Consider the following 19720-nt stretch of genomic DNA (forward strand, 5'->3'; position numbering starts at 1 on the left):
ATCAGCCGATCGCTTCGATCACCGCGGCGCGGAGTTCGGGGATGCCGAGGCCGGTCTCGCTCGACGTCGCCAGCACCTCGGGATGCGCGGCGGGGCGCTTGCGCGCGTCGGCGGCGGTCGCGGCGAGCGTCTCGGCGAGCTCGGTCGGCTTGATCTTGTCGGCCTTGGTCAGCACCATCCGGTAGCTCACCGCGGCCTTGTCGAGCATGTCGAGCATCTCGCGATCCACGTCCTTGATGCCGTGGCGCGAATCGATCAGGACCAGAGCGCGCTTCAGCACGACACGGCCGCGCAGGAAATCGTTGACCAGGAAGCGCCACTTCTTGACCATGTCCTTGGGCGCCTTGGCGAAGCCGTAGCCTGGCATGTCGACCAGCCGGAAACCCAGCGGATCGCCGACGTCGAAGAAGTTCAATTCCTGCGTCCGCCCCGGCGTGACCGAGGTGCGGGCCAGCGCCTTGCGGCCGGTGAGCGCGTTCAACAGCGACGACTTGCCGACGTTCGAGCGCCCGGCGAACGCCACCTCCGGCACCTGCGGATCGGGCAGGAAGTGCAGCGCCGGCGCCGATTTCAGGAAGGCGATCGGGCCGGCGAAGGTCTTGCGCGCGGCCTCGATCGCCTCATCGTCGAACGGATCGCTCATGTCGCCTGCTTCGGCTCGGGCTTGGTCTTGAGCTCGGGATGGCGGCTGTAGAGCCATTGCTGCTGCGCGATCGCCAGGCAGTTCGAGGTGATCCAGTAGAGCTGCAGGCCGACCGCATAGGACGCCATCACGAACATGAACACCCAGGGCATGATCGCGAAGACCTGCTTCTGCGCGTCGTCCATCGGCGCCGGGTTGAGCTTGAACTGGAAATACATCGACACGCCGAGCAGGATCGGCACCACGCCGATCGCGATGACGTGGGGCGGAGTATAGTGCAGCAGCCCGAACAGGTTGAGCGGCGTCAGCGGATCGGGCGCGGAGAGATCCTTGATCCACAGCACGAACGGCTGGTGGCGCATCTCGATCGACAGGCGCAGCACCTTGTAGAGCGCGTAGAACACCGGAATCTGCAGCAAGGTGGGCAGGCAGCCGGCGAGCGGGTTGGCGCCCTCGGTCTTGTACAGCGCCATGATTTCCTGCTGCTGGCGCGGCTTATCGTCCTTGTAGCGTTCCTGGATCGCCTTCATCTTCGGCTGCATCGCGCGCATCTTCGCCATCGAGGCGAACTGGCGCTGCGCGATCGGGAACATCAGGCCGCGAATCGTGACCGTCAGCAGGATGATCGCGACGCCGAAATTGCCGACCAGGCGGAACAGCCAGTCGAGATAATAGAAGATCGGCTTCTCGACGATCTCGAACCAGCCCCAATCGACCGCCTTGCCGAAATCGGGCACGCCGGCCTGATCCTGATAATGATCGAGCAGGCGGACTTCCTTCGCACCGGCGAAGAAACGCGCGGTCTGCGTCATCTGCTTGCCCGGCGCGAGCTGCTTGGGCGTGGCGGTATAATCGGCCTGATAGGTATCGTTGCCGCCGGCGCGATATTGCGCGGTAACGGTCTGCGCCTGATCGGGGATCAGCGCGGTCAACCAATATTGATCCGAAAAGCCGTACCAGCCGCCGGGGCCGGTGAACCGCTGCGCGCCCTTGTCGACATCCTTGTAATCGACATCGTAATCGGCGGCGCCGTTATGCACCAGCATCGGCCCGGTGTGCAGCATCCAGCTCGACGGATCGGCCGACGCGCCCGAGCGATTGACCAGCGCATAAGTGGCGATCGCAACCGGTGCCTGGCCGATATTGGCGACCGACTGGCGGACGGTGAACATATATTGATCGTCGACCGCGAGATCGATGCGGAAGCGCTGGCCCTGGCCGTTATCGGCGGTGAGCGTGACCGGGTGGCCCGGCGACAGCACCTCGCCCGACGCGTGCCACAATGTGTCGGGCCCCGGCGCGGCAACTCCCTCCCCGCGCCAGCCGAAGCTCGCGAAATAGGCGCCCGGCGTGCCCGATGGCGACAGCAAGCGGATCGGCGGCGATTTCTTGGCGATGGTCTGCGCGTATTTGCTCAGCACCAGATCGTCGATCCGCGCGCCCTTGAGGTTGATCGAGCCCTTGAGCGTCGGCGTGTCGATCCGCACGCGCGGCGACGCGGCGAGCACGGTCGCGCGGTCCTGCGTCGCCTTGGCACTGTCGACCGCGGGACCGGCGCCGGGATTGGGCGCGATCTCGGTCTTGCCGCCTTCGATCCGGGTGACCGGCGGGTTGGCGGTGCTCTTCGGCCCATATTTGTGCATCACCAGCGGCCAGCCGAACATGACGAGCACGGCGATCAGCGCAAAGATCACGATGTTGCGGCTATTTTCGTTCACGTCTTCAGCGACCTCGCTCGTGATTACAGTCCGGGACCGGGTCGTAACCATGTCCCCCCCAGGGATGGCACCGCGCGATCCGCCGCACGGCGAGCCACCCGCCCTTGGCGGCGCCATAGCGGCGAAGCGCCTCGATTGCATAGGCCGAACAGCTCGGCGAATAGCGACAGGTCGGCGGCATGATGGCCGACGGGCCGAGTTGCCACAGCCGGCAGAGCAGGATGAGCAGGCGGGCGATCATGCCGCTTGCCGAGCCGAATCGTTTGGATCGGATCATCGCGCCAGCTTCCCCAGCGCCTTGGTCAGTTCGGCGCGGAGCTGGGCGAAATCGCGCTCCACACCGCCGGCGCGGCCAATCAGGACGTGATCGGCACCGCGAACGCCCGCCGCGGGCAGCAACTCGCGAGCGAGCGCGCGGAAGCGGCGTTTCATGCGGTTGCGAACGACGGCGTTGCCGATCTTCCTGGTCACGGTGAAGCCGACGCGCATCGTCGCGTCGCCGTCATCGCGATGACGGACGAGCAGCACGAAACCGGGCATCGGCGCTCGCCTGCCCTGATTGGCGGCGAGGAAATCGCGACGGGCGGTGAGGATGGTCACCGCGCCGCGCGTATCAGCGTTTACGCCGAGAGCTTCTTGCGGCCGCGCGCGCGGCGGGCGCGCAGCACCTTGCGGCCGCCGACCGTCGCCATCCGCGCGCGGAAGCCGTGACGGCGTGCCCGCACCAGGTTGCTCGGCTGAAAGGTCCGCTTCATCGTTCATTCCTATTCGAATCTGAATGCAAAAGGCCGCCGAAAGCGGCGGCCACAGCTACGGTGCCCCATACGCAGCGACCGTGCGTGAGTCAACGCACTTCGCCCTGTCGCGCGCGTTCGCGCCGCCGCCGCGCGCTCTTGCGCCGCAACCCGCGATCGGCGAGATCGCCGAACCGCGGCCAGCGACGCTTCGACCGGGCGAAGGCACGCCGCGCCCAGCGCGAGTTGCGCAACACCAGCGTCAGCCCGCCGGCGAGCACGAAAACGCCCCCGGGGCCGGGCAGCGGGCCGACCACCGGCGTCAGCGCGATCAGCAGCCAGCCGGTGCCGAGCAACGTATAGCGGATCGCCGGATGGCGGGTCTTGGGCGGGCCGGGCTCGTCCATCGCGTCGATTTGGGGGCGGTGTGTTGGAATGGCAAGACGCACGCGCCGCCGGCGCGCGGTTCCCTTGCGGCCAAAACCGGCTATGACACGGTTTCGGGGGGAATTTCGATGACCGCGATCGTATCGACTGTCGCCTATCTCGGGCTCGAGGCGCGCCCGGTCGAGGTGCAGGTGCAGTTGATCCCGGGTCTGCCGGCGTTCAACGTCGTCGGGCTGGCCGACAAGGCGGTGGCGGAAAGCCGCGAGCGGGTGCGCGGCGCGGTGGCGGCGATGGGGCTGGCGCTGCCGCCCAAGCGGATCGTGGTCAATCTGTCGCCGGCGGATTTGCCCAAGGAAGGATCGCATTTCGACCTGCCGATCGCGCTCGGGCTGCTCGCGGCGATGGGCGTGGTCGATGCCGAGACGCTGGCCGATTACGTGATCGTCGGCGAGTTGGGGCTCGACGGGCGAATCGCCGCGTCGCCCGGCGTGCTGCTTGCAGCGCTTCACGCCTCGGAGCAGGGCAAGGGGCTGATCTGCCCCGCCGCGCAAGGGGCCGAGGCGGCGTGGGCCGGGCAGATCGAGGTGGTCGCGGCGCCCGACCTGCTGGCCCTCATCAACCATTTCAAGGGCCACGGCCTGCTCGCCACGCCGCAGCCGGGTGAGGCGGAGGACGCCGCGATCGGCCCCGATCTCAGGCAGGTCAAGGGTCAGGAAACCGCCAAGCGGGCGCTGGAGATCGCCGCGGCGGGCGGGCATAATCTGCTGATGATCGGCCCGCCCGGCGCGGGCAAATCACTGCTCGCAGCGTGCCTGCCCGGCATCCTGCCGCCGCTCGACGCCGCCGAGGCGCTCGAAGTCTCGATGGTGCAATCGGTTGCGGGAACGCTGACCGGCGGGCGGCTGACCCGGACGCGGCCGTTCCGCAGCCCGCATCATTCCGCCTCGATGGCCGCGCTGACCGGCGGCGGGCTGAAGGTCAAACCCGGCGAGGTCAGCCTGGCGCATCTCGGCGTGCTGTTCCTCGACGAGCTGCCCGAATTCCAGCGCGCGGTGCTCGAATCGCTGCGCCAGCCGCTCGAAGGCGGCACCGTCAGCGTGGCGCGCGCCAATGCGCACGTCACCTTCCCGGCGCGCGTCCAACTGGTCGCGGCGATGAATCCCTGCCGCTGCGGGCATCTGGGCGATGCCGCGCTGGCCTGCTCGCGCGCGCCGAAATGCGCGGCGGATTATCAGGCCAAGGTGTCCGGCCCGTTGCTCGACCGCATCGACCTGCATGTCGAGATGCCGGCGGTGAGCGCGGCCGACCTGGTGCTGCCGCCGCCCGCCGAAGGATCGGCCGAGGTCGCCGCGCGCGTCGCCGCGGCACGCGCGCTCCAGGCGGCGCGCTATACCGACCATGCGGCGCGGACCAACGCCGAGGCCGACGGCCCGCTGCTCGACGCGGTCGCGACGCCCGACGAGGCCGGGATGGCGTTGCTGCGCCAGGCCGCGACCGCGATGCGGCTCACCGCGCGCGGCTACGGCCGGGTGTTGCGAGTGGCGCGCACGATCGCCGATCTTGCCGGCGCGTCCGGCATCGGCCGTATCCACGTCGCCGAGGCATTGAGCTACCGCCGCCAGGCGCCGCGCAACTAGGTGCGCGGGCGTTCAGCTCATGGCGGGCTGCAAAGCATGACCTTCTGCGCTTCGCCGCACCCTGAACTGAATCCCCGCACACCCCGGCATTCAATCCACTTGCGTCAAAGCGGGCGCTTGCGAGCGAGCGGCGCTTCGTCTAGCGAGACGCCTCGCTGCCCCTGTGGCGAAATTGGTAGACGCGCTCGACTCAAAATCGAGTGCCGCAAGGCATGCTGGTTCGAGTCCGGCCAGGGGCACCATTCGCGAAACCCGGAAATTGTCGCGCGGTTGGCTAACTGCCGCGCGGGGCGGCAGTGCGCTAGCCTGATTTCGCAAGCTCGATCCGCAGGAACGAGACGAAGGCGGACACCTTCTTCGGCGTGAATTTGCGGTTGGGGTAAACCGCGGAAATCGCCGTCTGAAACGTGCTGGGCGTCGCGACATGATCGGGGAAGAGATCGATCAGTCGTCCCGCCGCGAGATCGGCGCCGATCAACCAGTTGCTCAACAGCACGATGCCCTGACCGCGGATCGCGCAATCGCGCAAGACGATGCCGCTGTTCGCCGACATGGCGCTGCGTATCGGCACGTCGGAAACCTCGCCACCGGCATCCTGAAAACGCCAGACGTCGGAAAATCCGGCCAGTGGAAAGGTCAGGCAATCGCGCGCGGTAATATCGGATAGCCGCGCCGGCCTGCCCTTTGCCGCAAGATAGGCCGGGCTGGCACAGACATGGTAGCGCGTGCGCAATACCGGCACCGCGATCATGCTCGAATCGGCCAGCGGGCCATGACGGAGCGCAAGATCGAATCGCTCGCCGACGATGTCGACGACCTGATCGGTCAGCGACAATTCCACCCGCACCTGCGGATAGGCATCGCAGAAGGCGGGAATGAGCCGGCCGAGGCAATGGATGCCGAACGAATGCGACGCCGAAACGCGCAGCAGGCCGGATGGAACGTCGGTCGCCTCGGCAAGCGTGGCGGGCAGCACGCGAAGCGCCTCGAGATGCTGTTCGAGTTCGCGAAGAAGCAGCGTGCCGGCCTCGGTCGGCGCGATCTTCCGGGTCGTCCGATAGAAAAGCAGCGCGCCCAGCTCCGCCTCCAGCGCCGCGATTGCGCGCGACACGACCGACGGCGCGACGTTGCGCGCCCGCGCCGCCGCACTGAAGCTGCCGCGGCGGCATACGTCTTCGAACAGGTCGAGATTCGCCAGCTTCATTATTGCTCTTTCAGCACAAGCTATTTTCGGTCTTTGCTATATCTGCACTATCCGGGGCCGTCTATCGATCGCCGCATCACCAAGGCGAATTGATGGAGGGTGGCGTGAGAGCAACCACCGAGGGCAAGAATCCGATCGCCGTCTATGGCGCGTCGGGACACACCGGACGTTTCGTCATCGCAGAGCTTCGCCGACGCGGGCTGACGTCGGTGGCGATCGGCCGCGATGCGCAGAAGCTGGCCGGGCTGCACGCCGATGCCGTGCACGTCGCTGCGCTCGACGATCCGGCGGCGCTGGAGCGCGCGTTCGCGGGCGCAGCCGTGATCATCAATTGCGCCGGCCCCTTTCTCGACACGGCAGCGCCGGTTATCGCGGCGGCATTGCGTGCGAACGCCAGCTATTTGGACATAACGGCGGAGCAGCAATCGGCCCGCGACAGCTTCTCGCAATATGCGAACGCCGCGTGGCGGACCGGGATCAAGCTCGTCCCGGCAGCGGGCTTCTACGGCGCCCTGGCCGATCTTCTGGCGCACGCGGCGATGCGAGATTGGCGCGATGTCGACACGGTGCGGACTCACTATGCGCTCGACCACTGGCATCCGACCGAGGGAACGCGCATTACGGGCGCGCGCAATAACGTGCCGAGGGTAAGATTGGCCAACCGTGCCCTTGTCGAGATAGGCCGCGCCGAGGGGCAGCGTGACTGGGATTTCCCCGCGCCCTTCCGACACCGGAAGATCGAGGAAATCCCCTTCAGCGAGATCGTTCTTCTTGCCCGCGATCGACGCATCGCCGACGCACGGAGCTTCATCAACGCCAGCGCGCTCGCGGATGTGCGCGATCCGGCCACGCCCACTCGTCCGGAAGGAAGATCGCGCGAGGCATTCATGGTCGAGGTGGTCGTCGGGCGCGGCGCGATGCAGCGCCGCGCCGCAGCCACCGGCGAGGACATTTACGCGGTTACCGCGCCGATCGTCGTCGAGGCGGCAGTGCGGATCGCGGACGGTCGCACCAAGGTGCCCGGCGGCGGCGCGTTCGCGCCGAACGACCTGTTCGAGCCGCGAGACTTTCTCGCAGCGGTTGCCGCTCGCTATCCCGGCTTCCACATCAACTATTGCTGAAGGACCAGACATGACCGAGCAACAACTCAAGGCCGAGCGTTTCAAGGCACTCCATGTCCCCGGCGACCCGCTCGTCCTCTTCAACATATGGGACGCGGGGAGCGCGAAGGCGGTCGCGGCGGCGAACGCGCAAGCGCTGGCGACCGGCAGCTGGGCAGTGGCAGCCGCGCTCGGCATGACCGACGGCGAGACCGTACCGCTCGATCTGGTGATCGCCAATGTCGCGCGCATTACCGCGGCAACAGCCCTGCCGGTCAGCGTCGATATCGAAAGCGGCTATGACGATCCGGCGCAGACCGCGGCGCGGACGATCGAGGCCGGCGCGATCGGCTGCAATGTCGAAGACAGTTTTCCGGCCGACGGAACGCTGCGGGACGTCGCCGATCAGGTCGACCGTCTGCGATCGATCCGACGTGCCGCGGACGCCAGCGGGGTCGACTATTTCATCAATGCGCGCACCGACGTCTTCTTCCAGCCGGGCGCCAAGACAGCCGGCGCGTCCATGCTAGAGCTGGCGATGGAACGCGCGCGGGCCTATGCGGATGCCGGCGCGGACGGCATTTTCGTGCCCGGCCTGACGGATATGGCAATGATCGCCGAGTTCACCTCTGCCAGCCCCCTGCCCGTCAACATCATGCTGAGCGCGACTTCGCCCGCGCCGGCAGCGTTCGCCCAGGCAGGCGCGGCGCGATTGAGCTATGGGCCGGCGCCTTACCTTCTCGCGATGAAGGCGCTGGAACAGGCAGCGCAGCGCGTATTCGACGGTCGGACCGCCGGCGGAGACGGATGATCGAGCGGGAAACGGTCAGCCGACACGGGCGAAGGTCGCGGCGCTGCCATGGCGCTTGGCCGGCCGGCCGGGCGGCGAGGTTCCGGGTGTCCGGGTCGTCCCGGCGAGCCGGCACAGCAGATCGGCGATCTCACCCATGCGGGCGGCATCGATGTGGTAGAAGACCTGCTTCGCCTCGCGCCGCGTTTCGACCAGCTCGGCCTTGCGCAGCACGCCGAGCTGTTGCGACAGCCCCGGCTGGGTGATCCCGGTGGCGCTTTCGATATCGCCGACGGAAAGCTCGCCGGGCATGATCGCCCAGAGCAATTCAAGCCTCACCGGATGGGCGATCGCGCGCAGCACCTCGGCGCGCGCGGTGAAATCGGGTGCGTCGCTCATGCCGCCCCCTTGTCGGGAATCGTGGTGTAGAACCAGTCGCCGGCGTTCTTTTCCTTGACGATCTCCGCCACCGAGGCGCGCGGCACGCGCAGCAGGTCGTCGCCCGGCGTCCAGTTGGCGGGAACCAGACACGACCCGCGGTGCACACGCTGAAGCGCGGTAAGGATGCGCAGCATCTCGTCGACCGAGCGCCCCACTTCGGCGGGGTAACAGGTCGAGGCGCGCAGCACCCCGTCGGGATCGAGGAAATAGGTGGTGCGCACCGCCGCCGCATCGACCGCATCGCAGCCGATCATGCCATAGGCGCGGGCGATCTCCAGCGTGGGATCCTCGATGATCGGGAAGTCGACCGTCACGCCGAACATGTCGTGGATCAGCCGGATCCAGGCGAGGTGCGAGTAGAGCGAATCCACCGACAACGCCATCAGCGCGCAATCGAGCGCGGCGAATTCGCCGGCTGCCTTGGCCAGCGCGACGAACTCGCTGGTGCAGACCGGGGTGAAATCGGCGGGGTGCGAAAACAGCACCAGCCAGCGGCCGCGATAATCGCTCAGCGAAATCGGGCCTTGCGTGCTGCGCGCAGTGAAATTTGGTGCCTCGTCGCCAAGGCGCAGCATCGTGGCGGGCGGGGTGGACTCCAACAGTGATCTCCCGTCAAAAAGGGGCGAACGCGCCCATCGGCAACATTGACATTTTCAAATTACACACTTATTTGTAATTGTAAAGTGTTATTGGTCGGGAGGTGGCAATGGCCACTCGAGAGACAGACGCGCTGGCGCGCGCAACCGCGGTGATCAAGGCCGCCCGCGCCGACAATGGCAAGCGGCCGGTCGTGAAGGCGTTTTTCGACGAGGCGACCTTCACGGCAAGCTATGCCGTGCACGATCCCGCCACACGCGCAGCCGCGATCATCGATTCGGTGATGGACTATGATCCCGCCGCCGGGCGCACCTCCTTCGCCTCGGCAGATGCGATCATTGCCTATGTCGAGGCCGAAAAGCTGACGGTCGAGTGGCTGCTCGAAACGCACGCCCATGCCGATCACTTGTCGGCCGCGCCCTATCTGCAGGCGAAGCTCGGCGGCAAGCTGGCGATCGGCCGCGACATCTGCCGGGTGCAGGAGGTGTTCGGCAAATTGTTCAACGCCGGCACCCAATTCGAACGTGACGGATCGCAGTTCGACCGGCTGTTCGACGATGGCGACACTTTCACGATTGGCGAATTGAGCGCCACCGTGCTGCATGTGCCCGGCCACACGCCGGCCGATATGGCGTATATCATCGGCGACGCCGTGTTTGCCGGCGACACGATCTTCATGCCCGATTTCGGCACCGCGCGCGCCGACTTCCCCGGCGGCGACGCGCACCAGCTCTACCGATCGATCCGCCGGCTGTTGTCGCTGCCGCGCGAGGCACGGCTGTTCCTGTGCCACGATTACAAGGCGCCCGGCCGCGATGCCTTTGCCTGGGAAACGACGATCGGGGCCGAGCGGGACGCCAACGTCCATGTCCATGACGGCGTCGGCGAGGATGATTTCGTCGCGATGCGCACTGCGCGCGACGAGACGCTGGCGATGCCGACGCTGTTGATGCCCGCGGTGCAGGTCAACATGCGCGGCGGGCGGCTGCCGGAGCCGGAGGACAACGGCACGCGCTACCTCAAGATTCCGCTCGACGCCGTCTGACGAGCGTGCTCGATCCGCTCCAATATGTGCTCGGCGCCTTGTCCGGCGGGCTGGTCGGCTTCTCGCTCGGGCTGGTCGGCGGCGGCGGATCGATCCTCGCAGTGCCGCTGATGGTCTATCTGGTGGGCGTGCCGAGCCCGCACATGGCGATCGGCACCAGCGCGCTGGCGGTCGCCGCCAACGCCGCCACCGGGCTCGCCAGCCATGCCCGCGCGCATACCGTCAAATGGCGTTGCGGCGCAGTCTATGCCGCCGCCGGGATCGTCGGCGCGCTGATCGGCTCGACTGCGGGCAAGGCGTTCGACGGGCACAAGCTCTTGTTCCTGTTCGCGCTGGTGATGGTCGCGGTCGGTGTGCTGATGCTGCGCGGGCGCAAGGCGGGCGGCATGCCGGGCGCGCATCTGAGCCGCGAGAACGCGCCGAAGATTATGGGCTACGGTTTCGGCACCGGCGCGTTTTCCGGCTTTTTCGGTATCGGGGGCGGCTTCCTGATCGTGCCGGGCTTGCGCCTGTCGACCGACATGCCGATGATCAACGCGGTCGGCACCAGCCTTGTCGCGGTCACCGCCTTCGGGCTGACGACCGCGGCCAATTATGCCTGGTCCGGCCTGGTCGACTGGCCGCTCGCCGGCATCTTCATCGTCGGTGGCGTCGCGGGCGGCGTGCTGGGCACGATGTTGGCCAGGCGCCTGTCCGGATCGGGCACGCTTACCACGGTGTTCGCGATCCTGATCTTCGTCGTCGCCGCCTATATGCTCTGGAAGAGCGCCGCCGCCCTTTGAACCCTCAACCCACACGTAACCACAGGAGACAGCAATGAGCCTGCACATCGGCGATACCGCCCCCGATTTCACCGTCGAGACCCAGCAGGGCCCGATCAGCTTTCACGACTGGGCCGGCGACGCCTGGGTGTTCTTCTTCAGCCACCCGGCCGATTTCACGCCGGTCTGCACCACCGAGATGGGTCGCACCGCGCAGCTTGCCGGCGAGTTCGCCGCGCGCAACGTGAAGCCGCTCGGCCTGTCGACCGACACCGCCGAGGAGCATCGCAAGTGGATCGCCGACGTCAACGACACCCAGAAGACCGACCTCCAGTTCCCGATCGTCGCCGACAAGGATCTGAAGGTCGCCCGGCTCTACGACATGATCCACCCCGAGCAGAGCGAAACCGCGGCGGTGCGTTCGGTGTTCATCATCGATCCCAACAAGAAGATCCGCCTGACGATGACCTATCCGATGAGCGTCGGCCGCAATTTCGACGAAATCCTGCGGGTGATCGATTCGCTGCAGCTCGGCGATGCCAAGCGGATCGCCACGCCCGCCGACTGGCAGAAAGGCAAGGAGGTCATCATCCCGCCCTCGATCAGCAACGAGGAAGCCAAGGGCCTGTTCCCGCAGGGCTGGACCGAGCATCGGCCCTATCTGCGCACGACCAAGGTCGATTGAGCTGGCCGGGGGTGTCGCGATGCGGCGCCCCCTCCCCGCACCCGCAGATGGAATCTAGGGTCAGGCGTCGCTCACCAATGGATCGATCTGCCCGCTCAGATTGTGGCGGAGCCCGACGCTCAACGCGGCGATCCGGCCGGGATCGGCCTTGAGCTGACGCGGCGTAAGGCCGGTAAATTCCCTGATCTCGCGGATCAGATGCGACTGATCGTAAAAGCCGCGATCGATCACCTCATCCAGTGAATCGCCATCGAGAATCAGCGACACGGCCGCGCGTAACGCCCGATACTTTCGCGCCAGGAATTTGGGCGGCATGCCATACAGGCGGTTGCAATTGCGCTCGAGCTGACGGCGTGAAAGCCCGGTCGCGCCGATCAGGCTTTCGATATCGGGCGACGGATGCGCCGCCAGCCAGTCGTTGACCTGGCGCACGAAGCGCAACGTGTCGCTGCAGCTGTCTCGCAGCAGCTCGAGCAGCAAGGCGGTGGCGATCGCCTGCATCCCGGCAAGGTCGGCGGCCGAGCGTAGCGCCTCTCGCGCGGCGATCACCCGATCGCCGAACAGATCGGCGGCATCGACCAGGCGGTTGACCATGGTAGAGGCGTCCACGCCGATCAGCGCCGCCCAGCCGCACGGCGCGAGCCCCGCGCCGAACACATGGACCGGGCGATCGGCGCAGATGACGCGCGGCCCGGTCGTCGGGCCGACGATATGCACGTCCATGGCTTGCTGGACGCGGCCATCGGCGAAGCGATATTCGCCGCCGCCATCATGCAGGACGAACCGGATCTGCGCGCGATCGGCCCGCTCGGTTTCCTCAAGGCCCGGCAGGTCGGAGCGAAATCGATAGAAGACCGTGATGTAATCGGACAGCGCCGCATCCGGTATGGCGTAATCGAGATGAAGATGAGTCACGCTGCCCCCATTCACGCAACACGGGAGCTATTTCTACATCATCTTCGAAAAGCCCGAAAGCCGGACCTCCTTTCCGCCGGCGAACCGCTACAAAAGGCGCTCTAGGAAGATTGCGCCGGCGGGCCCTGCCAGCCACCGCCGAGCGCTTCGAACAGGTTGATCTGATCGTCGGCGATCCGCGCGTCGGCATCGGCCAGCGCGGCCTGCGCGTCGGCAAAGGTCCGCTCCGCATCAAGCAGGTCGAGCGAATTGACTGCGCCTTCATGCTGCTGCGCGCGGGTGATGACCGCGGCATGCTGGGCCTGGTCATAGGCCGCCTTGAGCGCGGTACGACGATCGAGATCGTGGCCATAAGCAGACAGCGCCGTCTCGGTTTCGCGCAGCGCGGTCAGCACCGTGCCGTCGAAAGTGGCGAGCGAGGCCTGGGTATCGGCCCTGGCCCCGGCGATCTTGGCGCGCGCCGCGCTCTGGTTGGGGAACGACCAGCTGATCAGCGGGCCGAGCAGCCAGCGCAGCGGGCCCGCCCCGAAAATGTCGCTGATCGAGGTGCCGGTCGACCCGATCGAGGCACCGAGCGAGATGTGCGGATAGAGATCGGCGGTGGCGACGCCGATCCGTGCGGTGGCCGCCGCCAGCCGGCGTTCGGCGGCCCGCACGTCGGGGCGGCGCGCGATCAGCGCCTGACCGTCGCCGACCGGGATCGGCCGGGTGATCTCCAGCGTGGTCGATCGCTCGCCGGCGATCGGCGGCAAATCGGCCGGCGCGCGGCCAGTGAGCGTCGCGAGCCGGAACAAGGCGGCATCGCGCTCGGCCTGGATCGCCGGCACATCGGCAGCGCGCTGATCGCGCAGCGTGGCGATCCGCGCGGTATCGAGGCCGTTGGCAAGCCCGGCCGAATGGCGGCGCTCGGTCAACGTCAGCGACTGGTTGAGCAGCTCCACGATATGCCGCGCGACCGCGAGCCGCGCCGCGGCGGACGCGGCATCGGCATAGGCACGCGTCGTATCGGCAACCACCGCGACGCGCACGGCATCGGCGTCATATTGCGCGGCCGCGACGTCGCCCTTGGCCGCCTCGACATCGCGGCGCACGCGGCCGAACAGGTCGACCTCGTACGACACGTCGAGTCCGGCATCGATCGACCAATCCTCCCGCTTGGCGCCCGGGGCACGCTGGCTCGCGGGCAGGCGGCCGTAGGTCGGATCGGCGCTCAGCGTGGTCTGTGGCAACTCGTCGGCGCGCGCGCCTTTCAAGCCGGCGCGCGCCTTGGCGATGTTCGCCACCGCGACGCGGATGTCGGTATTGGCCTTCAGCGCATCGCCGACGAGACCGTCCAGCACCGGGTCGTTATAGAGCCGCCACCAGTCTTGATCGATCGGCGCAGTCGAAACGGCGGGCGTATCGGCGGCAACAAAGGGGCCGGACGCCGCCGCAGGAGGGGCAGGAGCGACATAGTCCGGCCCCACCGCGCACGCGGCGAGCGCGAGCGCGGATAGCGAGGCAATTGAAGCACGAAGACGTGACATAGAATGTGTCCTTATTCGGCGGGCTGCAGCATCGGCTCGGCGTCCGGCCGCTTGCGGCGACGCGAGAGCCGATCGCCGAGCGCGCGGCAGACGACGTAGAAAGTCGGCGTGAAGATCAAGCCGAAGCCGGTGACGCCCAGCATTCCGAAGAACACCGCGGTGCCGAGCGCCTGCCGTAGTTCGGCGCCCGCCCCGCTGGCGATCAGCAGCGGCACGGAGCCGAGGATGAACGCGAAGCTGGTCATCAGGATCGGCCGCAGGCGATCACGCGCCGCGCGCACCGCCGCCTCGACCGGCGACAAGCCGTCCTCTTCCTCGGCCTGGCGGGCGAATTCGACCACCAGGATCGCGTTCTTCGCCGCCAGCGCGATCAGCACGACCAGCCCGATCTGCGTCAGCACGTTATTGTCCATGCCGCGCAGGTTCACGCCGATCATCGCCGCCAGCAGGCACATCGGCACGATCAGGATGATCGACAGCGGCAGCACCAGGCTTTCATATTGCGCGGCGAGCACCAGGAAGACGAACAGCACCGACAGAGCGAACACAGCGCCGGCGGTATTGCCCGCGAGCTTCTGCTGGAAGGCGATACCGGTCCATTCGTGGCTATAGCCCTTCGGCAACGTCGTATCGGCGAGCTTTTCCATCGTCACCAGCGACTGGCCCGACGAATAGCCCGGCGCCGTATCGCCATCGACCGCGACGGCCGGGTGCAGATTGTAACGCATCACGCGATACGGGCCGGTCTTGCTCTCGAACGTCGCCACCGATCCGATCGGCACCATCGCGCCCGAATTGGAGCGGGTCTTGAGGTTGGCGATGTCGGCGGGCGTCTTGCGCGCATCGGCCTCCGCCTGTGCGGTGACGTGATAGGTCCGCCCCAGCAGGTTGAAGTCGTTAACGTAAGTGGAGCCGAGATAGACCTGCAGCGCCTCGAACACGCGCTCGGGCGGCACACCCAGCATGTCCGACTTGCGCCGATCGATATCGGCGAAGATGCGCGGCGTCGCGGCGTTGAAGAAGGTATAAACCTGCTTCAGCCCCTTGGTCTGGTTGGCCTTGCCGATCAGCCCATAGGCATTCTTGCCGAGCGCGTCATAGCCGCGATCTCCCAGATCCTCGACCATCATGCGATAGCCGCCGGCCGAACCGATGCCCTGGATCAGCGGCGGTGGCACCACCATGATCCGCGCCTCGTTGATATCGGCAGTGCGCTTCTGCGCCTCGGCCATGATCTGCTGGAAGCTGACGCCGAGCTTCTTGCGCTCTTCGAAGGATTCGAGCGGTACGTAGGCGGCGGCCGCGTTGGGCGCGAGCGTCTGCGACGGCCCGTCGAAGCCGGCGAGCATAACCGAGCCCTTGACGCCCGGGATCGGCAGGATGCGCTTGGCGACCTTCTGCATCACCGCATCGGTGCGTTCGAGCGAGGAGCCCGGCGGCAACTGAATGACGGTGAGGAAATAGCCCTGATCCTGCGCGGGAATGAAGCCCGACGGCGTTACCCAGAACAGCCCGATCGTTGCGGCGATCAGCCCGGCATAGGTAATCATCATCGACTTCGGACGACGCACCAGCCGACGCGTGAGATTGGCATAGCCCTCGCTCAAGCGCTCGAACCCGCGATTGAAGCGATCGCCAGCGTGATGCAGCCAGCGCACCACCGCATGACGCTCGCCGCGATGGTCATCGGGCTTGAGCAGCAAGGCGGCGAGCGCCGGTGACAGCGTCAGCGACAGGATCAGCGAGATGATCGTTGCGGTGGCGATCGTCACCGCGAATTGCTGGTAGAACGCGCCCGACAGGCCGGTGAGGAACAGCGTCGGCACGAACACCGCGCACAGCACCAGCACGATCGCGATCAGCGCCGCCGACACCTCGTCCATCGAGGTCTTGGCGGCCTCCAGCGCGGACAGTCCGCGCTCGAGGTTGCGCTCGACATTCTCGACCACGACGATCGCGTCGTCGACCACCACGCCGATCGCCAGCACCATGCCGAACAGCGACAAGTTGTTGAGCGAATAACCGAACGCCGCGAGCGCGAGGCAACTGCCGATCAGCGACACGGGGATCGCCACCACCGGAATGATCGCCGCGCGCCATTTCTGCAGGAAGACGATGATGACCAGGACCACCAGGATCACCGCTTCGCCCAGCGTGTGGAACACCGCGTCGATCGACTGCGAGATGAACTCGGTGGGGTTATAGATGACGCGATAGGCAAGGCCCTTGGGGAACGTCTTGGAGACCTGCTTCATTTCCTTGTTGACCGCTTGTGCCGCGGCCAGCGCGTTCGATCCGGGGCGCTGGAACACCGCCATGATCACCGTCGGCTTGCCCGACAGATAGGTGTTCGATGAATAATTGTCGGCGCCCAGTTCGACACGCGCCACATCGCGCACGCGCACCTGATGGCCCTGCGCATCGGTGCGGATGACGATGTTGGAAAACTGGCTCGGATCGGTGAAGCGGCCCTGCGCTTCGACATTCACCTGGAAGGCGTTGCCCTGCGAATATGGCGGCGCGCCGAGCGTGCCCGCGGCAACCTGCACGTTCTGCGCACGCAGCGCGGAAACGATGTCGCCGGCCGTCAGATTGAGCGCGGCGGCGCGGTCGGGATCGATCCACACCCGCATCGCGTAATCGCGATTGCCGAACAGCCGCACGTCGCCAACGCCGTCGATGCGAGTCAGCCGGTCGCGGATCTGGGTCAGCGCGTAATTGGAGATATAGCCGCGATCGAGCGAATTGTCGGGCGAGATCAGGTTGACGACCATCAGGAAGTCCGGCGACGTCTTCTGCGTCACCACGCCCAGCCGCTGGACCTCTTCGGGCAGCGTCGGCGTCGCGATCGCGACGCGGTTCTGCACCAGCACCTGCGCGGCATCCAGATCGGTGCCGATCTTGAAGGTAACGGTGATCGTCACCTTGCCGTCGCCGGTCGATTGCGACGACATGTAGAGCATGTTGTCGACGCCGTTGATCTGCTGCTCGATCGGCGCGGCGACGGTGTCGGCCACCGTTTGCGCGGTGGCGCCGGGATAGCTTGCCGTCACCGTCACCGTGGGCGGAACGATATCGGGATATTGCGATACCGGCAGCCCAAGATAGGCGATGGCGCCGACGATCGTGATGACGACCGCGATCACCGCGGCGAAGATCGGCCGCGTGATGAAGAACCGTGAGAGGCGCATGTGCCTGCTCCCTGAAATTTGGGCCTCGATGGCCAGTGATGTCGATCCGATCACGCCCCCGTTCACGCTGAGCCTGTCGAAGAGCGATCTCCGCTACGACGGCGGGCTCCGGCAGGCTCAGCTCGAACGGCTTGGTGTTCGGCGCTCCAACAGGTCCTAATTCGCGGCGAAGGTCGCTTCGCCGCTCGATGGGTCGCTGACCACGGGTGGCGGATCGTCGGCCGCGACCGGCGCGATCTTGCCTACCTTGGCAACGACCTTGCTGCCCGGCTGCGCGAGTTCCGGATCGCTGATGATGACGCGATCCTGTGGGCTAAGCCCGCTCTTGATCACGCGCAGGCCATCGACGACGGGCCCGAGCTCGACCGGCTTCGACTGCGCGGTGCCGTCCTTGCCGACGACCATCACCAGCTTGCGGGTCTGATCGGTCTCGATCGCCGCGTCGGGCACCAGCATCGCCTGAACACTGCCGCCGCTCGACAGCCGCGCGTTGCCGAACATCCCGGGGGTGAGGAACATCTCCGGATTGTCGACCACCGCACGTACCCGGATCGTCCCCGAATCGGGATCGAGCCCGTTGTCGGTGAAATCGAGCTTGCCGTGCCAGCGATAGGCATTCTCGTCCTGCAGCTTGACCTCGATCGGCGAGGCGGCGTGGCCAGCCTGCTGGTCGCGCTTGGTCTTGAGGAACTCGGCTTCCGACGCGTCGAAGCTGAAGTAGATCGGATCGAGCGCGTTGATCGTCGTCAGCAGCGTCGCCGCTGAACCGTCGCCGCCCGCCACCAGATTGCCGGCATCGACGCGGCGATCGGAAATCCGCCCGCTGATCGGCGCCCGCACCTGGGTGAAGCTCAAGTCGAGCGCCCGCGCCCGAACCTGCGCCTCGGCGCCGGCTAGCGCGGCCTGCGCCGCCTGCTGTTTCGCCCGCAACTGGTCGACGTCGCTTTGCGATACCGCATCGACGTCGATCAGCTTCATCGCACGCGCCAGATTGGCCTTGGCGAGGCTGAGATCGCTCTTCGCGGATGCCACGCTCGCGCGTGCCTCGGCCAGTGCCGCCGCGAACGGGCGCGGATCGATGGTGAACAGCAGATCGCCTTTGTGGACCACCGCGCCATCCTTGAAATGCACCGCCGTGACCTCGCCCGAGACGCGCGGCCGCACCTCGACCGTCTTGGTCGCTTCGAAGCGGCCGACATAATCGTCCCACTGGTGGATCGATCGCGTGATCGGCGCTGCCACCGTCACCACGGGCGGCGGCGGCGCAGCGGCCGCGGCATCGCCGCGGTGAGCGATCGAATAGCCGCCCCACGCAACAAGCGCGAGCGGCACGCCGATCAGCAATCCGCGCCGCCACCCCCGGCTCGGCAATCGGGTTTCGGGATCGTGCTCGTCTGCGCGGCCGATCTTCGTCAACATGTTCATCGTATCACTCGCTGATTGGATGTCCGAACGCCGCCTGGGCGACGCGCCAAATGCCTTGTTCTCGCAAGCAGAGAACCCCGGATCCTCTCGTCAAACGCCCCGACCGCCCACATCGAATTTTTTGTTATTGCGAGGCGGTATCGAGCGATCAATGCACGCGCTGATTGATCGCGTCGCGCCCGCGGCTGATGCTGGCGAGTATCAATTCGTATTGCGCCATGCTGAAGCCCGCTTGCTTGAAGGCATGGATTTCGGAAGAATGGACCGCATAGCCGCGGTGCCAGGCGATCACCGCCAGCCGCCGCAGCGCCTCGAGCCGCGGATCGGCAAGCTCGTTGGCCGATGTCAGCCCGAACAGCCGATGCATCGCGACCGCGAGCCGTCCCGGGCGGTTGATGCTCGACAGCTTCTCGGTCTGCGCCAGCGCCACGACGGACCATTCGAGCGGCGACAGCCGCGCCGGCGTCGCATCGGCAACCGGAGCAACAATGCGGGGCGCGAGCGCGGTTTCATGCAGCTCGGCGAAATTGCGATAAGCCATCACCTGTCTCCCTGATCAGCGCAGGCCGAGACAAAACCCTTCCCGCGCGCCGAACCAGCCCCTCGGCCGCCCGGCGATGAATTTGGTTGGACGCTCACCGTTCGCGGGCGCATGCCCGCGGCGGCGAAGCCTGAACTGTCGAAGATGATCGGCCCGATACACTTACGCTGGCCGATCAAGATGGTGCCGGACGTATCTCGCCGCTCAACGGCGGCAAGCCAATCGATCCGGAACACCCGCCGCCCCTTCAGGCGACGACGCTGTTGCGACTACCCCTTCGCTGTTCCGTACTGACCGGTATATAAATACGGGGTGAACGTCGTCAAGGGGACTTTCTGTACCGATCGATATTTTTCTTGTCCAGCCTCCGTTTCTAGGCG

Annotated in this window: 20 protein-coding genes and 1 tRNA gene; 7 read left to right on the top strand and 14 right to left on the bottom strand. The window is 66.6% G+C overall.

The window, feature by feature from the left end:
* Window position 1: 1 nt before the first annotated feature.
* The 6 genes from yihA to K7G81_RS08400 form a co-directional block, all read right to left on the bottom strand.
* The gene (gene yihA / locus K7G81_RS08375; protein WP_223030319.1) at window positions 2-643 is read right to left on the bottom strand and encodes a ribosome biogenesis GTP-binding protein YihA/YsxC; all 642 of its coding nucleotides are present in this window, start codon (window positions 641-643) and stop codon (window positions 2-4) included.
* Window positions 640-2412 (bottom strand): membrane protein insertase YidC, encoded by a 1773-nt coding sequence (gene yidC, locus K7G81_RS08380; RefSeq protein ID WP_255586802.1) that lies wholly within the window; start codon window positions 2410-2412, stop codon window positions 640-642. Before yidC ends, yihA begins: the two co-directional genes overlap by 4 nt.
* Window positions 2366-2602, bottom strand: coding sequence for a membrane protein insertion efficiency factor YidD (gene yidD, locus K7G81_RS08385; protein WP_223030691.1), 237 nt, complete (start codon window positions 2600-2602; stop codon window positions 2366-2368). Before yidD ends, yidC begins: the two co-directional genes overlap by 47 nt.
* 32 nt (window positions 2603-2634) lie before the next feature.
* Window positions 2635-2961, bottom strand: a complete 327-nt coding sequence (gene rnpA / locus K7G81_RS08390; protein ID WP_369412066.1) for a ribonuclease P protein component — start codon at window positions 2959-2961, stop codon at window positions 2635-2637.
* Between the two features lie 20 nt (window positions 2962-2981).
* On the bottom strand, window positions 2982-3116 hold the full coding sequence (gene rpmH / locus K7G81_RS08395) for a 50S ribosomal protein L34 (protein WP_054123767.1): 135 nt from the start codon (window positions 3114-3116) through the stop codon (window positions 2982-2984).
* An 89-nt stretch (window positions 3117-3205) separates the two neighbouring features.
* Window positions 3206-3502: a hypothetical protein gene (locus K7G81_RS08400; protein ID WP_223030321.1), complete on the bottom strand. Its 297-nt coding sequence runs from the start codon at window positions 3500-3502 to the stop codon at window positions 3206-3208.
* A 108-nt stretch (window positions 3503-3610) separates the two neighbouring features.
* Between K7G81_RS08400 and K7G81_RS08405 the strand changes: the two genes are divergently transcribed.
* Complete coding sequence (locus tag K7G81_RS08405) at window positions 3611-5119, top strand: YifB family Mg chelatase-like AAA ATPase (protein WP_223030322.1); 1509 nt, start codon at window positions 3611-3613, stop codon at window positions 5117-5119.
* Between the two features lie 157 nt (window positions 5120-5276).
* A tRNA-Leu gene (locus K7G81_RS08410) sits at window positions 5277-5361 on the top strand.
* A gap of 59 nt (window positions 5362-5420) precedes the next feature.
* Here the strand turns inward: K7G81_RS08410 and K7G81_RS08415 are convergent.
* A complete protein-coding gene (locus K7G81_RS08415; protein WP_223030323.1) occupies window positions 5421-6323 on the bottom strand; it encodes a LysR family transcriptional regulator in 903 nt (300 codons plus the stop codon).
* A gap of 104 nt (window positions 6324-6427) precedes the next feature.
* Here K7G81_RS08415 and K7G81_RS08420 point away from each other — a divergent pair, with 104 nt between their 5' ends.
* Together K7G81_RS08420 and K7G81_RS08425 are read left to right on the top strand one after the other, a co-directional pair.
* The gene (locus tag K7G81_RS08420) at window positions 6428-7444 is read left to right on the top strand and encodes a saccharopine dehydrogenase NADP-binding domain-containing protein (RefSeq protein ID WP_223030324.1); all 1017 of its coding nucleotides are present in this window, start codon (window positions 6428-6430) and stop codon (window positions 7442-7444) included.
* A 10-nt stretch (window positions 7445-7454) separates the two neighbouring features.
* Entirely contained in the window at window positions 7455-8234 is a 780-nt protein-coding gene (locus K7G81_RS08425; protein ID WP_223030325.1) for an isocitrate lyase/PEP mutase family protein, read from the top strand.
* Window positions 8235-8249: 15 nt separating this feature from the next.
* On the opposite strand, the gene K7G81_RS08430 is transcribed toward K7G81_RS08425, so the two are convergent.
* Window positions 8250-8612 carry an ArsR/SmtB family transcription factor gene (locus K7G81_RS08430; protein ID WP_223030326.1) on the bottom strand — a complete coding sequence of 121 codons (363 nt, stop codon included), beginning with the start codon at window positions 8610-8612 and terminating at the stop codon, window positions 8250-8252.
* Complete coding sequence (locus K7G81_RS08435) at window positions 8609-9229, bottom strand: peroxiredoxin (RefSeq protein WP_223030693.1); 621 nt, start codon at window positions 9227-9229, stop codon at window positions 8609-8611. The genes K7G81_RS08430 and K7G81_RS08435 overlap by 4 nt, the downstream gene beginning before the upstream one ends.
* A gap of 131 nt (window positions 9230-9360) precedes the next feature.
* On the opposite strand from K7G81_RS08435, the gene K7G81_RS08440 reads away from it, so the two are divergent.
* Genes K7G81_RS08440 through K7G81_RS08450 form a run of 3 tightly spaced genes read left to right on the top strand, consistent with a single transcriptional unit; the run spans window position 9361 to window position 11742 of the window.
* Window positions 9361-10296 (top strand): MBL fold metallo-hydrolase, encoded by a 936-nt coding sequence (locus tag K7G81_RS08440; protein WP_223030327.1) that lies wholly within the window; start codon window positions 9361-9363, stop codon window positions 10294-10296.
* Between the two features lie 5 nt (window positions 10297-10301).
* Window positions 10302-11078 (top strand): sulfite exporter TauE/SafE family protein, encoded by a 777-nt coding sequence (locus tag K7G81_RS08445; protein ID WP_223030328.1) that lies wholly within the window; start codon window positions 10302-10304, stop codon window positions 11076-11078.
* 34 nt (window positions 11079-11112) lie between these two features.
* On the top strand, window positions 11113-11742 hold the full coding sequence (locus K7G81_RS08450; RefSeq protein ID WP_223030329.1) for a peroxiredoxin: 630 nt from the start codon (window positions 11113-11115) through the stop codon (window positions 11740-11742).
* A 60-nt stretch (window positions 11743-11802) separates the two neighbouring features.
* On the opposite strand, the gene K7G81_RS08455 is transcribed toward K7G81_RS08450, so the two are convergent.
* The 5 genes from K7G81_RS08455 to K7G81_RS08475 form a co-directional block, all read right to left on the bottom strand.
* A complete protein-coding gene (locus K7G81_RS08455; protein WP_223030330.1) occupies window positions 11803-12657 on the bottom strand; it encodes a helix-turn-helix domain-containing protein in 855 nt (284 codons plus the stop codon).
* Window positions 12658-12758: 101 nt separating this feature from the next.
* Window positions 12759-14183: an efflux transporter outer membrane subunit gene (locus K7G81_RS08460; protein WP_223030331.1), complete on the bottom strand. Its 1425-nt coding sequence runs from the start codon at window positions 14181-14183 to the stop codon at window positions 12759-12761.
* A gap of 11 nt (window positions 14184-14194) precedes the next feature.
* The gene (locus K7G81_RS08465) at window positions 14195-17374 is read right to left on the bottom strand and encodes an efflux RND transporter permease subunit (RefSeq protein WP_223030332.1); all 3180 of its coding nucleotides are present in this window, start codon (window positions 17372-17374) and stop codon (window positions 14195-14197) included.
* Between the two features lie 156 nt (window positions 17375-17530).
* Window positions 17531-18799 (bottom strand): efflux RND transporter periplasmic adaptor subunit, encoded by a 1269-nt coding sequence (locus K7G81_RS08470; protein WP_223030333.1) that lies wholly within the window; start codon window positions 18797-18799, stop codon window positions 17531-17533.
* 148 nt (window positions 18800-18947) lie between these two features.
* A complete protein-coding gene (locus K7G81_RS08475) occupies window positions 18948-19340 on the bottom strand; it encodes a hypothetical protein (RefSeq protein ID WP_223030334.1) in 393 nt (130 codons plus the stop codon).
* Window positions 19341-19720: the final 380 nt, after the last annotated feature.

This window comes from Hephaestia mangrovi, from assembly GCF_019880555.1.
GTDB classification, from domain to species: Bacteria; Pseudomonadota; Alphaproteobacteria; order Sphingomonadales; family Sphingomonadaceae; genus Sphingomonas; species Sphingomonas mangrovi.